We start from the raw sequence: 13,840 nt of genomic DNA on the forward strand, positions 1-13,840 counted from the left end.
CGTTCCGGATCCAGGCACCGCATTACGGCGCCTGGATCCAGCTCGATCACTCTTCCAGTTCCATGTTGATCGCCAGCGAGCGGATTTCCTTCACCAACACGTTGAAGGACTCCGGCATGCCCGCGACCATCTCGTGCTCACCATCGACGATGTTCTTGTACATCTGGTTACGGCCCTGCACGTCGTCGGACTTCACCGTCAGCATTTCCTGCAGGGTGTAGGCCGCGCCGTAGGCTTCCAGCGCCCAGACTTCCATTTCGCCGAAGCGCTGACCACCGAACTGCGCCTTGCCGCCCAGCGGCTGCTGGGTCACGAGCGAGTACGGGCCGGTCGAACGGGCATGCATCTTGTCGTCGACCAAGTGGTTCAACTTCAGGTAATGCATGTAGCCGACCGTGGTCTTGCGATCGAACGCTTCGCCAGTGCGACCGTCGTACAACTGGGTCTGACCGCTCTGCGGCAGTTCGGCCAGTTCCAGCATGCGCTTGATTTCCGCTTCGCTGGCGCCGTCGAACACCGGGGTGGCCATCGGCACGCCGTCGATCAGGTTCTTGCCCAGGTTGAGCAGTTCCTCATCGCTGAACTGCGACAGATCCACACGCTGCGCATTGATCGCGCTGTCGTGGTTGTAGATGTCGTCCAGGAACTTGCGCAGCTCGCTGACCGCGGTCTGCGCTTCCAGCATGCGCTGGATCTTGCGACCCAGGCCCTTGGCGGCCCAGCCCAGATGCACTTCCAGAATCTGGCCGATGTTCATACGCGACGGCACGCCGAGCGGGTTCAGCACGATGTCCACCGGCTCGCCGGTCGCCATGTACGGCATGTCTTCGACCGGCACGACGTTGGAGACCACACCCTTGTTGCCGTGGCGGCCTGCCATCTTGTCGCCGGGCTGGATGCGGCGCTTCACCGCCAGGAACACCTTGACCATCTTCAGCACGCCCGGTGCGAGGTCGTCGCCCTGGGTGATCTTGCCGCGCTTGTCGGCAAAGCGTGCTTCGAATTCCTTCTCGTGCGCCTGGACCTGCTTCTGCGCGCGTTCGATGGCGTCGGCAGCGTCTTCGTCCTTCATGCGCAGCTGGAACCAATCGGACTTCTTCAGCCCGTCCAGATACGCGTCGGTGACGTTGTCGCCCTTCTTCAGGTTCGGACCGCCATTGGCGACCTTGCCCACGATCTGCGAGCGCAGACGTGCGTAGATGGCCGCTTCCAGAATGCGGAACTGGTCGTCGAAGTCCTTCTTGACGCGCTTGATCTCGGATTCTTCGATCTGGCGCGCACGCTTGTCCTTCTCGATGCCGTCGCGGGTGAAGACCTGCACGTCGATGACGGTGCCGTCCATGCCCGGGGGCACGCGCAGCGAGCTGTCCTTCACGTCGGACGCCTTCTCACCGAAGATCGCACGCAGCAGCTTTTCTTCCGGGGTCAGCTGGCTTTCGCCCTTCGGCGTGACCTTGCCGACCATGATGTCGCCAGCGCGCACTTCCGCACCGATGTACACCACGCCGCTTTCGTCCAGACGGTTCAAAGCCTGCTCGGACACGTTCGGGATGTCGGCGGAAATTTCCTCCGGACCCAGCTTGGTGTCGCGTGCAACGCAGGTCAGTTCTTCGATGTGGATCGTGGTGTAACGATCCTCTTCCACCACGCGCTCGGAGAGCAGGATGGAGTCTTCGAAGTTGTAGCCGTTCCACGGCATGAAGGCGATCAGCATGTTCTGACCCAGCGCCAGCTCACCGATGTCGGTGGACGGGCCGTCGGCCAGCACGTCGCCGCGCGCGATCACGTCGCCCACATTCACCAGCGGACGCTGGTTGATGCAGGTGTTCTGGTTGGAGCGGGTGTACTTGATCAGGTTGTAGATATCCACGCCGGCATCGGTGCCGCCGCCAATTTCTGCCTCGTTGACCTTGACCACGATGCGGGCCGCATCGATCTGCTCGATCACGCCACCACGCAGCGCGTTGACGGTCACGCCCGAGTCGCGCGCAACCGCACGCTCGATGCCGGTACCGACCAGCGGCTTCTGCGAACGCAACGTCGGCACGGCCTGGCGCTGCATGTTGGCGCCCATCAGTGCGCGGTTCGCGTCATCGTGTTCCAGGAACGGCACCAGCGCCGCTGCGACCGACACGGTCTGCATTGGCGAGACGTCCATGAAGTGGACTTCTGCCGGCGGCTTGAGCAGCGACTCGCCCTGGAACCGGCACGGCACGAACTGCTCGGTGAGCATGTTCTTGACGTCGGTCAACGCGTTCGCCTGGGCGATCACGTACTCGTTTTCTTCGATCGCCGACAGGTATTCGACGTCGTCGGACACCTTGCCATCCAGCACCTTCCGGTATGGCGTTTCGAGGAAGCCGTACTGATTGGTGCGGGCGAACACGGCCAGCGAGTTGATCAGGCCGATGTTCGGGCCTTCCGGCGTTTCGATGGTGCAGACGCGGCCGTAATGGGTCGGATGCACGTCGCGCACTTCGAAGCCTGCACGCTCGCGGGTCAAACCGCCCGGGCCCAGTGCGGACACGCGACGCTTGTGCGTCACTTCCGACAGCGGGTTGTTCTGGTCCATGAACTGCGACAGCTGCGAGGAGCCGAAGAATTCCTTGATCGCGGCGGCCACCGGCTTGGCGTTGATCAATTCCTGCGGGGTCAGACCTTCCGACTCCGCCATCGACAGACGCTCCTTGACCGCGCGCTCGACGCGGACCAGGCCCACGCGGAACACGTTCTCGGCCATTTCGCCGACCGAACGCACGCGACGGTTGCCCAGGTGATCGATGTCATCGACCACGCCGCGACCGTTACGGATTTCGGTGAGCACCTTGATCACTTCCAGGATGTCGGAGGTGTCGGTGTGCTCGGCGACCAGACGCTTGGATTCTTCGTCGTTACGCTCGGCAAAGTACTTCTTGTCGTACAGCACCGACTCGCCCAGCACTTCCTTGCGGCCGACGCGACGGTTGAACTTCATGCGGCCGACCGTGGACAGGTCGTAGCGCTCGAAGGTGAAGAACAGGTTGTGGAACAGGTTCTGCGCGGCTTCCTTGGTCGGCGGCTCGCCCGGACGCATCATGCGGTAGATTTCGACCAGCGCTTCGAGCTGCGTCTTGGTCGGATCGATGCGCAAGGTGTTGGACAGGTACGGACCGCGATCCAGGTCGTTCACCCACAGGGTGCCGACCGCGTCGACGCCGGCCTTACGGAAGGCAGCCAACTGGTCTTCGCTGATTTCGTCGTTGGCATTGGCCAGCAGTTCGCCGGTCGAACCATCGACCACGTCGTGCGACAGGATGCGGCCGACCAAATAGTCGTCCGGCACGGCCAGCGCGGCAACGCCGGCGGCTTCCAGCTGCTTGACGTGACGGGCGGTGATGCGCTTGCCCGCTTCCACGATGACCTTGTCGCCATCGGCCAGGTCGAAGTTCAGCGTTTCACCACGCAGACGCTCCGGCACCAGCTCCAGCTGCACGCCTTCGTCCGGATTGATATGGAACGTGTTGATCTCGAAGAACTCGGCCAACATCTCTTCGTTGTTGTAGCCAAGCGCGCGCAACAGGATCGACACCGGCAGCTTGCGGCGACGGTCGATACGGGTGAACAGCGCGTCCTTCGGGTCGAACTCGAAGTCCAGCCAGGAACCGCGGTACGGAATGATGCGGGCGCTGTACAGCAGCTTGCCCGAGCTGTGGGTCTTGCCACGGTCGTGGTCGAAGAACACGCCCGGCGAGCGGTGCAGCTGCGACACGATCACGCGCTCGGTGCCGTTGACGATGAAGGTACCGTTGCCGGTCATCAGCGGGATTTCGCCGAGATAGACCTCCTGCTCCTTCACGTACTTGATGGCCTTGGTCGACGACTCGCGGTCGTAGATCACCAAACGCACGGTCACGCGCAGCGGCGCGCCATAGCTCATGCCGCGCTGACGGCATTCGCGCTCGTCAAACACCGGCTGACCCAGCTTGTAGCCCACGTACTCGAGCGCAGCGTTGCCGCTGTAGCTGGAGATCGGGAACACCGACTTCAGAGCAGCATGCAGACCGAGGTCTTTGCGCTTGGTCGGCTCCACATCTTCCTGCAGGAATTCGCGATAGGAATCCACCTGGATGGCAAGCAGAAACGGCACTTCGAGAATCGAGCGCTGCTTACCGAAATCCTTGCGGATACGCTTTTTTTCGGTGAACGAATAAGACGTCATGAGGTCTTCACCCTAGGCTGCGGGGGCCGCGTCGCGGCGGCCCTGAAATAACAAAATTGTCAGTTGGAAGTCGCTGGTATTGCCGGCACCAGCACGCCTTCTCTTGCTACTTCCAACTACCAACTCGGTGAGGCCGCGAATCGGGAGTGGAGATGCGGGGTTCGGAAAAGCGCAACCTCGCAGTTGCAGATCTCCAACTCCCATTCCCGACTCACGTCCGAAACGGCCAAAGGCCGGGGGCTTTGGGCCCCCAGCCTTCAGTGCATCACCGTAAAACGCTGGCGATGCAAGATGCTGCTTACTTGACTTCGACGGTCGCGCCGGCTTCGGTCAATTCCTTCTTGATCTTCTCGGCTTCGTCCTTGGACGCGCCTTCCTTCAGGATGCCACCGGCTTCGGTCAGATCCTTGGCTTCCTTCAGACCCAGGCCGGTCACGGCACGGACGGCCTTAATGACGCCGACCTTATTGGTGCCGCAGTTGACCAGCACCACGTTGAACTCGGTCTGCTCTTCGACCACAGCAGCCGGACCAGCTGCAGCGGCAGCGACCGGAGCGGCGGCGGAGACGCCGAACTTCTCTTCGATGGCCTTGACCAGCTCCATCACTTCCATCAGGGACTTCTCGGCGATGGCGTCGACGATCTGTTCGTTGGTAAGGGACATTGTGATTACCTTTTAGAAATTAATTCTGGAATGGTTTCTAGCAGACGCTAGGACATCAAGCTTCGGCAGTCTCGGCGACCGGCTCGGCGGCTTCGTCGCCACCGCCCTGCTTGTCGCCAACGGCCTTGACGGCACGGGCGAACATGGCAGCCGGTTCGGACAGCACGCGGGCCAGCATGGCCAGAGCCTGGTCACGGGTCGGCAGCGAAGCCAACACGTCGACGTGGCTCGCCGGGAACAGTTCCCCGCCGATTGCCACAACCTTGGCCTGCAGCTTGTCGTTGCTCTTGGCGAATTCCTTGATCAGGCGACCGGCAGCGCCGGGCTCCTCCATCGAAAACGCATACACCAAAGGACCGACCAGCTTGTCAGACGCGACAGCAAATTCGGTACCTTCGACGGCACGCACAGCCAGGGTGTTCTTGACAACTTTCAAGAACACACCGGTTTCGCGGGCCTGCTTGCGCATCGCGGTCATCTGGGAGACCGTGGTGCCAGCGTATTCGGCGGCGATCAGGGAGTGGGCCTTGGCGGCGATGTCTGCCAGCTCGGCGACTACTTCTTGCTTCTGGGACAGATTGAGAGCCATTGCACTCCTCCGTTAAAGCTGGGACGCGAGATTTGCGATTCGGGATTCGCCGAAGGCCATGCAGCAGCCCTGAAAATCCCCAATGCCGACCCTTTCATCCCCGCTTCAAACTACTCCGCTCGCGGCTCCTGCCGGTTGCGGTCCAGGGCAGCTTCCATCCTGGAAGCCGGGAACATCGACCGATGTTCCTTTGGTGGCCGTTCTAGACCTGGAGTGGACTCGATCCGGGATGTCCCAGACGCGCGTAAACCAGAAAACTCCAGAAGGGCGACACCATCTACGCCGGCCAGTTCGAAACGAACCAATTAAGCGATCCCGCTGCATCGACGGCGACTCCATGCCAGTGCGAGCATCCCTGCCCGTCGTCGATCTGCGCTGACCGCGCCTGCGGTCTTTGACGGCTACCGCCGGACATGCCGGCGATCGCCTTCAAAATGTCCGTTACCCCAAAGGAGGGAACGGACTCCCAGCACACGGTTACCCGGGCCGGAAAAACAATGCAGTACTGCACAAACACGTCAGGCGCATGACGCCCGACGAATTCAATTACTTCAGCGACAGGCTCGACTGATCAACCGTCACGCCCGGACCCATGGTCGAGCTGACCGATACCTTCTGCAGGTAGGTCCCCTTCGAGGTGGCCGGCTTGGCCTTGATCAGGTCCAGCAGCAGCGCCTGCAGGTTCGACTTCAGCGCTTCGTCGTCGAAGCTGGCCTTGCCGATGGTGCAGTGGATGATGCCGGCCTTGTCGGTGCGGTAACGCACCTGGCCCGACTTGGCGTTCTTGACCGCTTCGCCCGGGTTCGCCGACACGGTGCCGACCTTCGGATTCGGCATCAGACCGCGCGGACCCAGCAGGGTGCCGAGCTTACCGACAACGCGCATGGCATCCGGGGTCGCGATGACCACGTCGTAGTTCAGATCGCCGGCCTGCATCTTCTCGGCCAGGTCGTCCATGCCCACTGCCTCGGCGCCTGCAGCCAGGGCTTCGTCAGCCTTGGCGCCCGCCGGTGCGAACACCGCAACGCGCACGCTCTTGCCGGTACCGGCCGGCAGCACGGTCGAACCGCGCACCTGCTGGTCGGACTTCTTGGCGTCCACGCCCAGGCGCACAGCAACGTCGATGGATTCGACGAACTTGGCCTTGGTGGCGGTCTTCAGAATCTTGATTGCGTCTTCGAAGGCATAGTTCTTGCCCGGGACGACAGCGGCCGCAATGGCCTTAACGCGCTTATTCTGTGCCATGTCTTAGCCCTCCACCGTCAAACCCATGCTGCGGGCAGTACCCGCAATCGTGCGAACTGCCGCTTCGAGCTCGGCTGCCGTCAGATCGGCTTCCTTGGTCTTGGCGATCTCTTCCAGCTGCTTGCGTGTCACCTTGCCGACCTTGTCGGTATTGGGACGCTTCGAACCGGAAGTAACACCTGCCACCTTCTTGAGCAACACGCTGGCGGGCGTGCTCTTGGTGACGAAGGTGAAGGTACGGTCGGAATACGCGGTGATGATCACTGGCGTCGGCAGACCCGGCTCCAGCTTGGAAGTCGCAGCGTTGAACGCTTTGCAGAATTCCATGATGTTCAAACCACGCTGACCCAGTGCAGGGCCGACCGGCGGTGCAGGATTGGCCTGGCCGGCCTTGACCTGCAGCTTGATGTAGCAAGTGATCTTCTTAGCCATTTCGATGCTCTCCGGGTGCTAACGCCTGACAACAGGCTCCCCATCGGACCGGGAGAATCACGCGTCCCGGCGTCGCGCTGTGTACCACACGCAGATGGCTGCCATGCGGCAGCCATTATTTCCCGGCGGTCGCCAGGTCAGCGAGCCGCGCACTATAGCAGTATTTAGAGCAGGCGCCTAGCAGGCGCCCGCCCAGGTCAACCCTTCTCGACCTGGCCGAACTCGAGCTCGACCGGCGTGGAGCGACCAAAGATGAGCACGGCGACACGCAACCGACTCTTCTCGTAGTTGACTTCTTCGACAACGCCATTGAAGTCGTTGAACGGACCATCGGTGACGCGCACCATCTGACCCGGCTCGAACAGCACCTTCGGGCGCGGCTTTTCGACGCCATCCTGCACACGCTGCAGGATCGCATCAGCCTCTTCGTCGCGAATCGGCAATGGACGATCCGCCGTACCGCCGATGAAACCCATGACCTTGGAAGTTTCCTTCACCAAGTGCCAGCTTTCATTGTCGATGCGCGGAATACCGGCTTCTTCGTGGGTTTCGATCTGCACCAGCACGTAGCCGGGGAAGAACTTACGCTCGGACCGACGCTTCTGGCCGGCGCGCATTTCAATCACTTCTTCGGTCGGCACCAGCACGCCACCAAAACGATCTTCCATTTCGGTGCGGACGATGCGATCGCGCAGTGCCTGCGCAACCGATTTTTCAAAGCCTGAATAGGCGTGAACGACATACCAACGCTTCACTGCTTGATTCTCCTTAACGAGCCAGGAACCACTGCGTGAGCTTCTGGATGACGAAGTCGAAGCCGCCCAACAGCAAACTCAGAATGATCACAACAACAATCACCACCCAGGTAGTGCGAATGGCTTCCTGCCGCGTCGGCCAGACCACCTTGCGCAACTCAAACCTGGATTCGGACATGAATTCGCGGGTTTCCCGGCCTTTGCCAGTCCCCAAAAACACAAATGCACCCGCCGCCAATCCGACAATGACAGCCAGCGCGCGCAACTGCGGCGTCCAGGCTCCCAACTGCGTGGCGCGCTCGGGCGCAGAAAACCAGAACCACACAAACAACCCCGCAACCACCAGGATCGCGGAGAGAACGTATTTCACAATATCAGCGCTGGCAGAAGACGCGCTTTTGGAAGGCTCGATTTTGCTATTCATCCGGCTCTAGTTACCGATCTGACCCGAGTCGCTGGGCCGGAAAGAGGAGTGGCACGCCAGGAGGGACTCGAACCCCCAACCTGCGGTTTTGGAGACCGCTGCTCTGCCAATTGAGCTACTGGCGTATGTACTCGTTTACCGCAAACCCCAAGACAACGAAGGCGGACCGATGTTCAGCCGGCCCGCCATTCGCGCAGTGTCGGCGGCCAAAGCCGCCGAACTGCAGGCATTGCTTACTTGACGATCTTGGCAACCACGCCGGCGCCGACGGTCCGGCCGCCTTCGCGAATTGCGAAGCGCAGACCTTCATCCATCGCGACCGGGTTGATCAGCGTCACGACCATCTTCACGTTGTCGCCCGGCATCACCATTTCCACGCCTTCCGGCAGCTGGCAGGCGCCAGTGATGTCGGTGGTACGGAAGTAGAACTGCGGACGGTAGCCCTTGAAGAACGGGGTATGACGACCACCCTCATCCTTGGACAGCACGTAAACTTCGGCTTCAAACTCGGTATGCGGCTTGATCGAACCCGGCTTGCACAGCACCTGGCCACGCTCGACGTCGTCACGCTTGGTGCCGCGTAGCAGCAGACCGGCGTTGTCGCCTGCCTGACCCTGGTCCAGCAGCTTGCGGAACATTTCCACGCCGGTGACGGTGGTCTTCTGCGTATCGCGGATACCGACGATTTCGATTTCGTCGCCAACCTTGATGATGCCGCGCTCGATACGACCGGTCACCACGGTGCCGCGGCCGGAGATCGAGAACACGTCTTCGACCGGCATCAGGAACGGGCGGTCCACGTCGCGGGTCGGATCCGGAATGAAGCTATCCAGTGCATCGACCAGCTTCAGGATCGCCGGCACGCCGATTTCGCTCTGATCACCGTCCAGCGCCAGACGCGCCGAACCATGAATGATCGGGGTGTCGTCGCCCGGGAAGTCGTACTTGCTCAGCAGCTCGCGCACTTCCATTTCGACCAGCTCGAGCAGCTCGGCGTCGTCGACCATGTCAGCCTTGTTCAGGAACACCACGATGTGCGGCACGCCGACCTGACGCGACAGCAGGATGTGCTCACGGGTCTGCGGCATCGGGCCGTCAGCGGCCGAACACACCAGAATCGCGCCATCCATCTGCGCAGCACCGGTGATCATGTTCTTGACGTAGTCGGCGTGGCCGGGGCAGTCAACGTGTGCGTAGTGACGGTTCGGGGATTCGTATTCGACGTGTGCGGTCGAGATCGTGATACCACGCGCCTTCTCTTCCGGCGCTGCGTCGATCGCGTCATACGCCTTGAACTCACCACCGAAACGCTCAGCACCGATCTTGGTCAGCGCAGCGGTCAACGTGGTCTTGCCATGGTCAACGTGACCAATGGTGCCGACATTGACGTGCAGCTTGTTGCGCTCGAATTTAGCTTTTGCCATGGGTGCAGGTCTCGGTAATCGTTTGGAGTTTAAGACGATTGAGTAATGGTGCTCACGAAAGGAATCGAACCTTCGACCTCCTCCTTACCAAGGAGGTGCTCTACCGACTGAGCTACGTGAGCGAGTTTTGCATTATGCCATGCATTTGCGTTCAATGGAGCGGGAGACGGGAATCGAACCCGCACCATCAGCTTGGAAGGCTGAGGTTCTACCGTTGAACTACTCCCGCGCCGGGAACTGCATGCCACAACGTGAAACTGGTGGAGGGAGGTGGATTCGAACCACCGAAGGCGTAAGCCAGCAGATTTACAGTCTGCCCCCGTTGGCCGCTTGGGTATCCCTCCAGCTTTTACTACCGGACCGTTGCGCCGTGAGGCGAATCGGTTCGGGGTGAAGCAGCCCGTTATTTTGTTGTGGGACGCACCCGGTGTCAACAAAAATTTTGAACTCTTCGTCACCACTGAATACGCGCGACGCTCAGCGCCGCGCGCACCGGATCAGACGTTGAAACGGAAGTGCAGCACGTCGCCTTCCTGGACCCGGTATTCCTTGCCTTCCAGGCGCAGACGACCCGCGTCGCGCGCGCCAGCTTCGCCGCGATACTTGATGAAATCATCGAAGCCGATCGTCTCGGCGCGAATGAAGCCCTTCTCGAAATCGGTATGGATGACCGCCGCCGCCTGCGGTGCAGTGGAGCCGGCCCTGACCGTCCACGCGCGCACTTCCTTGACGCCTGCAGTGAAGTAGGTCTGCAGGCCGAGCAGTTTGTAGGCCGCGCGAATGACGCGATTCAGGCCGGGCTCGCTCAGGCCGAGATCGGCAAGGAAGGTGTCGCGGTCCTCGTCGTCAAGCTGGGACAGCTCTTCTTCGATGGCGGCCGAGACCGGCACCACTTCTGCACCTTCGGCGGCGGCATGCGCGCGCACTGCGTCCAGGTGCGGATTATTTTCAAAGCCGTCTTCGAGCACATTGGCGATGTACAGCACCGGCTTGAGCGTCAACAGGAACAGATCGCGCACCAGCGCCTTCTCTTCCTCGTCCAGACCCGCTGCACGGCCGGATTTACCCTCGGCCAGCGCGGCCTGCAACTTGGCCAGCACCGGCTTGCGTGCCGCTGCGTCCTTGTCGCCGCCCTTGGCACTGCGTTCGGCGCGATTGAGCGCTTTTTCCACGCTGTCCAGGTCGGCCAACGCCAGCTCGGTATCGATGGTTTCGATATCGGCGATCGGGTCGACCTTGTTGTTGACGTGGATGACGTCGTCATTCTCGAAGCAACGCACCACGTGGGTGATCGCATCGACCTCGCGAATGTGCGCCAGGAACTTGTTACCCAGCCCTTCGCCGCTCGCCGCACCGGCAACCAGGCCGGCGATATCGACGAACTCGACCGCGGTGGGAATCAACTTTTGCGGCTTGACGATCTCGGCCAGCTGGTTAAGGCGCGGATCCGGCACCGGCACGATGCCGACGTTCGGCTCGATGGTGCAGAACGGAAAGTTGGCCGCAGCGATGCCCGCCTTGGTCAGCGCATTGAACAGAGTCGACTTGCCGACGTTGGGCAGGCCGACGATGCCGCATTTGATACCCATGGGTCACATCCGGGATTCGGGATTCGGGAGTGGAGATTCGTCGCCTACGGCTGCGAATCCCCACTCCCCAATCACGCGTCCCTGGCGGTATGCAGCCGCTTCATCGCTTCGTTGAAATTGCCGTCCATCGCCAGCGGCAGGACATCGATGGCCGCATCCACCGCACTACCGATCGCAGCATCGTCGTCACGCCCTGCCCGTCCCAGCACCCACGGCACCACACGGTCCTTGTGACCAGGGTGACCGATGCCGACGCGCAAGCGGTGAAATTTGCCGTGCCCGAGCAGGCGGATCGTGTCACGCAGGCCGTTCTGACCACCGTGTCCGCCGTCGAACTTGAGCCGTGCCGTGCCCGGCGCCAGATCCAGTTCGTCGTGTGCGACGAGCATCTGCTCCGGTTCGATCTTCCAGAACCGCAGGGCGGCGGTGATCGATTTGCCACTGAGATTCATGAAAGTGGCCGGCTTGAGCAGCCAGACCGGCTGTCCTGCGATATCGACCTTGGCCGTTTCGCCGAACAACTTACTGTCCAGACCCCAGCGGGCGCCACTGCGCTCGATGAGGGCATCGACGAAACGAAACCCGGCGTTATGCCGGGTTTGCGCGTGTTCCGGGCCCGGATTCCCGAGCCCGACGATCAGCCGAAGTGCAGACATGCCAGTCACCGCAGCCAATTCCCCGCGCATGCGAGGAATCGGCCGACGGATTACTTGGTTTCTGCGCCTTCGCTGCCTTCTTCACCGGCAACGTCTTCTTCTTCGATACGCACGTGCTTGGCAGCAACCACGGCGACATCGTGTTCCTTGCCCAGCTTCAGCTCGGGGATTTCCACACCGGCCGGCAGCTTGATTTCGGACAAGTGGATCACGTTGCCCACTTCCAGCGCACCGAGGTCGACTTCGATGAACTCCGGCAGATCCTTCGGCAGGCAGACCACCTGGACTTCGTTGAGCTCGTGGGTCACGACCACTTCGCTCGACTTACCAGCCGGCGAAGTTGCTTCGTTGACGAAGTGCAACGGCACCGCGGCGCTGAGCTTCTCGTTGGCACTGACGCGCTGGAAGTCGATGTGGATGATCAACTGCTTGAACGGATGGCGCTGCATGTCACGCAGCAGCACCTGCTGCACGTCGCCATTGAGGTTCAGGTCCAGGATCGACGAGTAGAACCACTCGTTCTGCTGGGCGAGCCAGATCTGCTCGTGGTTGAGCTGGATGCTGACCGGCTCGAGTTCGCCACCGTAGACGATGGCCGGAATGACGCCAGCGTGACGTAGGCGGCGGCTCGCACCCTTCCCCTCGTTCGCGCGGCGCTCGACCTTGATTTCGTGAGTCTTTGCCATGTTGTTTCACTACCTAGATTGGAATACCGCCTCGCGGCGATGAAGCGTCTCACCCGCGACCAGGAGAGACGTAGTACGGCACCCGGAGATCCGGGCGCCGAATGGGATATCAGTCGACGTAGAGCGAGCTGACCGATTCGCCGAAGGCGATGCGGCGGATGGTCTCTGCCAGCAGTTCGGCCACGCTCAGCTGACGAATCTTCGGGCAGGTGCGCGCCGCTTCGTTCAACGGGATCGTGTCGGTGACCACCAGCTCGTCGAGCTGCGAATTATTGATGTTGTCCACCGCCGGGCCGGACAGCACCGGGTGGGTAATGTAGGCCACCACCTTGAGCGCGCCGCGCTGCTTTAGCGCTGCGGCGGCCGCACACAAGGTGCCGGCGGTATCGACCAGGTCGTCGACCAGTACACAGGTCTTGCCCTGCACGTCGCCGATGATATTCATCACGGTGGCGACATTGGCGCGCGGACGGCGCTTGTCGATGATGGCCAGATCGGCGTCGTCCAGACGCTTGGCGACGGCGCGCGCGCGCACCACACCACCCACGTCGGGCGAGACCACGATCAGGTTGTCGGTGCCGTAGGCGCGCCAGATGTCGGCCAGCAGCAGCGGCGAGGCGTAGACGTTGTCGACCGGGACATCAAAGAAGCCCTGGATCTGGTCGGCATGCAGGTCGACCGTCAACACGCGGTCGGCCTCCATCGCGCAGATCATCTTGGCGGCGACCTTGGCGGTGATCGGCACGCGCGAGGAGCGCATGCGACGGTCCTGACGCGAATAGCCGAAATACGGAATCACCGCAGTCACCGAGGCGGCGCTGGCGCGCTTGAGCGCATCGATCAGCACCAGCAGCTCCATCAGGTTTTCCGCGCTCGGCGCGCAGGTCGGCTGGATAACGAACACTTCCTGCCGGCGCACGCTTTCTTCGATCTCAACCTGCACTTCGCCATCGGAAAAGCGCGTGACCAGCGCCTTGCCCATGCGAACGCCCAGCTCCTTGCAGATGCTCTGGGCAAGCGGCTTGTTGGCATTGCCGGAGAACACCAGCAGATTACGTTGGTCTTGCATGGGATCTCTCAGGCGGCGGCGATAGAGCGTGCGGGTGGGTGAAAGAGCAGACGAGCCAAGCCGTTGCCCGGCCGTTCCTCGATCTCCGCACGTGGATGTGCGGGCGTTT

12 protein-coding genes and 4 tRNA genes are annotated in these 13,840 nt (G+C 61.5%); all 16 read right to left on the bottom strand.

All coding sequences use genetic code 11. The annotated features are described in order from the left end of the window. Positions 1-46: 46 nt before the first annotated feature. On the bottom strand, positions 47-4,198 hold the full coding sequence (gene rpoB, locus ABQZ00_RS15420; protein ID WP_323538843.1) for a DNA-directed RNA polymerase subunit beta: 4,152 nt from the start codon (positions 4,196-4,198) through the stop codon (positions 47-49). Positions 4,199-4,496: 298 nt separating this feature from the next. Then, positions 4,497-4,862, bottom strand: coding sequence for a 50S ribosomal protein L7/L12 (gene rplL / locus ABQZ00_RS15425; protein ID WP_055846628.1), 366 nt, complete (start codon positions 4,860-4,862; stop codon positions 4,497-4,499). A 55-nt stretch (positions 4,863-4,917) separates the two neighbouring features. Continuing rightward, positions 4,918-5,451 carry a 50S ribosomal protein L10 gene (rplJ, locus tag ABQZ00_RS15430; protein WP_055846625.1) on the bottom strand — a complete coding sequence of 178 codons (534 nt, stop codon included), beginning with the start codon at positions 5,449-5,451 and terminating at the stop codon, positions 4,918-4,920. Between the two features lie 546 nt (positions 5,452-5,997). Next, positions 5,998-6,696: a 50S ribosomal protein L1 gene (gene rplA, locus ABQZ00_RS15435; RefSeq protein WP_055846624.1), complete on the bottom strand. Its 699-nt coding sequence runs from the start codon at positions 6,694-6,696 to the stop codon at positions 5,998-6,000. Between the two features lie 3 nt (positions 6,697-6,699). Beyond that, complete coding sequence (rplK, locus tag ABQZ00_RS15440) at positions 6,700-7,128, bottom strand: 50S ribosomal protein L11 (protein WP_323538842.1); 429 nt, start codon at positions 7,126-7,128, stop codon at positions 6,700-6,702. A gap of 197 nt (positions 7,129-7,325) precedes the next feature. After that, positions 7,326-7,883, bottom strand: a complete 558-nt coding sequence (gene nusG / locus ABQZ00_RS15445; RefSeq protein ID WP_323538841.1) for a transcription termination/antitermination protein NusG — start codon at positions 7,881-7,883, stop codon at positions 7,326-7,328. A gap of 13 nt (positions 7,884-7,896) precedes the next feature. Beyond that, the gene (gene secE / locus ABQZ00_RS15450; RefSeq protein WP_055846620.1) at positions 7,897-8,307 is read right to left on the bottom strand and encodes a preprotein translocase subunit SecE; all 411 of its coding nucleotides are present in this window, start codon (positions 8,305-8,307) and stop codon (positions 7,897-7,899) included. Between the two features lie 49 nt (positions 8,308-8,356). Then, positions 8,357-8,432: transfer RNA gene (locus ABQZ00_RS15455), tRNA-Trp, on the bottom strand. A gap of 108 nt (positions 8,433-8,540) precedes the next feature. Beyond that, positions 8,541-9,731: an elongation factor Tu gene (gene tuf, locus ABQZ00_RS15460; RefSeq protein WP_115527199.1), complete on the bottom strand. Its 1,191-nt coding sequence runs from the start codon at positions 9,729-9,731 to the stop codon at positions 8,541-8,543. A 46-nt stretch (positions 9,732-9,777) separates the two neighbouring features. Next, positions 9,778-9,853 (bottom strand) — tRNA-Thr (locus ABQZ00_RS15465). A gap of 33 nt (positions 9,854-9,886) precedes the next feature. Beyond that, positions 9,887-9,960, bottom strand: a tRNA-Gly gene (locus ABQZ00_RS15470). A 29-nt stretch (positions 9,961-9,989) separates the two neighbouring features. Then, positions 9,990-10,075 (bottom strand) — tRNA-Tyr (locus ABQZ00_RS15475). A gap of 153 nt (positions 10,076-10,228) precedes the next feature. Further along, the gene (gene ychF / locus ABQZ00_RS15480; protein ID WP_055851351.1) at positions 10,229-11,320 is read right to left on the bottom strand and encodes a redox-regulated ATPase YchF; all 1,092 of its coding nucleotides are present in this window, start codon (positions 11,318-11,320) and stop codon (positions 10,229-10,231) included. Positions 11,321-11,391: 71 nt separating this feature from the next. Continuing rightward, positions 11,392-11,976 (bottom strand): aminoacyl-tRNA hydrolase, encoded by a 585-nt coding sequence (pth, locus tag ABQZ00_RS15485; protein ID WP_115527197.1) that lies wholly within the window; start codon positions 11,974-11,976, stop codon positions 11,392-11,394. Positions 11,977-12,026: 50 nt separating this feature from the next. Beyond that, a complete protein-coding gene (locus ABQZ00_RS15490; RefSeq protein WP_323538840.1) occupies positions 12,027-12,662 on the bottom strand; it encodes a 50S ribosomal protein L25/general stress protein Ctc in 636 nt (211 codons plus the stop codon). A gap of 109 nt (positions 12,663-12,771) precedes the next feature. Continuing rightward, on the bottom strand, positions 12,772-13,731 hold the full coding sequence (locus ABQZ00_RS15495) for a ribose-phosphate diphosphokinase (protein ID WP_055851346.1): 960 nt from the start codon (positions 13,729-13,731) through the stop codon (positions 12,772-12,774). Positions 13,732-13,840: the final 109 nt, after the last annotated feature.

It is taken from the genome of Xanthomonas sp. WHRI 10204, from assembly GCF_040202875.1.
In the GTDB taxonomy this organism is placed as follows: Bacteria; Pseudomonadota; Gammaproteobacteria; order Xanthomonadales; family Xanthomonadaceae; genus Xanthomonas.

Coding starts and splice junctions, on each gene's coding strand:
- tuf (WP_115527199.1), bottom strand. CDS start 9,731: ATGGCAAAAGCTAAATTCGAGCGCAACAAGCTGCACGTCAATGTCGGC.
- rplK (WP_323538842.1), bottom strand. CDS start 7,128: ATGGCTAAGAAGATCACTTGCTACATCAAGCTGCAGGTCAAGGCCGGC.
- secE (WP_055846620.1), bottom strand. CDS start 8,307: ATGAATAGCAAAATCGAGCCTTCCAAAAGCGCGTCTTCTGCCAGCGCT.
- rplL (WP_055846628.1), bottom strand. CDS start 4,862: ATGTCCCTTACCAACGAACAGATCGTCGACGCCATCGCCGAGAAGTCC.
- rplA (WP_055846624.1), bottom strand. CDS start 6,696: ATGGCACAGAATAAGCGCGTTAAGGCCATTGCGGCCGCTGTCGTCCCG.
- ABQZ00_RS15495 (WP_055851346.1), bottom strand. CDS start 13,731: ATGCAAGACCAACGTAATCTGCTGGTGTTCTCCGGCAATGCCAACAAG.
- ABQZ00_RS15490 (WP_323538840.1), bottom strand. CDS start 12,662: ATGGCAAAGACTCACGAAATCAAGGTCGAGCGCCGCGCGAACGAGGGG.
- pth (WP_115527197.1), bottom strand. CDS start 11,976: ATGTCTGCACTTCGGCTGATCGTCGGGCTCGGGAATCCGGGCCCGGAA.
- rpoB (WP_323538843.1), bottom strand. CDS start 4,198: ATGACGTCTTATTCGTTCACCGAAAAAAAGCGTATCCGCAAGGATTTC.
- ychF (WP_055851351.1), bottom strand. CDS start 11,320: ATGGGTATCAAATGCGGCATCGTCGGCCTGCCCAACGTCGGCAAGTCG.
- rplJ (WP_055846625.1), bottom strand. CDS start 5,451: ATGGCTCTCAATCTGTCCCAGAAGCAAGAAGTAGTCGCCGAGCTGGCA.